The organism is Bacillus sp. Au-Bac7, assembly GCF_021341655.1.
GTDB lineage: Bacteria > Bacillota > Bacilli > Bacillales > Cytobacillaceae > Niallia.
Genome location: NZ_JAJTTG010000054.1, coordinates 1 through 591 on the forward strand (window position 1 = coordinate 1; position 591 = coordinate 591).

Here is a 591-nt window from a genome sequence, read left to right on the forward strand (position 1 = left end):
AATAATATTCAAATACTTCAAAAATGGAGGAGGAAAGGGGATTCGAACCCCTGCGCGGTTTGACCCGCCTGTCGGTTTTCAAGACCGATCCCTTCAGCCGGACTTGGGTATTCCTCCTCGATATGATGGTGGACCTTGTAGGACTCGAACCTACGACCGGACGGTTATGAGCCGTCTGCTCTAACCAACTGAGCTAAAGGTCCAAACAAGTTCCTAAATAATATGGTAGCGGCAGAGGGGATCGAACCCCCGACCTCACGGGTATGAACCGTACGCTCTAGCCAGCTGAGCTACGCCGCCATTATTCAGTATTAATTAAAATTGGTGGAGCCTAGCGGGATCGAACCGCTGACCTCCTGCGTGCAAGGCAGGCGCTCTCCCAGCTGAGCTAAGGCCCCAATTTTTATGGAGTAACATACATGGTCGGGAAGACAGGATTCGAACCTGCGACCCCTTGGTCCCAAACCAAGTGCTCTACCAAGCTGAGCTACTTCCCGTATATGGCGCGCCCGAAAGGAGTCGAACCCATAACCTTCTGATCCGTAGTCAGACGCTCTATCCAATTGAGCTACGGGCGCTAATTTTTAAAGT

The 591-nt window shown here is 51.4% G+C and carries 6 tRNA genes; all 6 read right to left on the minus strand.

What is annotated here, in order from left to right:
* Positions 1-24 precede the first annotated feature (24 nt).
* The 6 genes from LXM54_RS27670 to LXM54_RS27695 all read right to left on the minus strand — a co-directional run bounded on the left by LXM54_RS27670 (position 25) and on the right by LXM54_RS27695 (position 578).
* Positions 25-117 (minus strand) — tRNA-Ser (locus LXM54_RS27670).
* A 9-nt stretch (positions 118-126) separates the two neighbouring features.
* Positions 127-203: transfer RNA gene (locus LXM54_RS27675), tRNA-Ile, on the minus strand.
* A gap of 20 nt (positions 204-223) precedes the next feature.
* Positions 224-300 (minus strand) — tRNA-Met (locus LXM54_RS27680).
* Positions 301-322: 22 nt separating this feature from the next.
* Positions 323-398, minus strand: a tRNA-Ala gene (locus tag LXM54_RS27685).
* A 22-nt stretch (positions 399-420) separates the two neighbouring features.
* A tRNA-Pro gene (locus LXM54_RS27690) sits at positions 421-497 on the minus strand.
* Between the two features lie 4 nt (positions 498-501).
* Positions 502-578 (minus strand) — tRNA-Arg (locus tag LXM54_RS27695).
* Positions 579-591 lie beyond the last annotated feature (13 nt).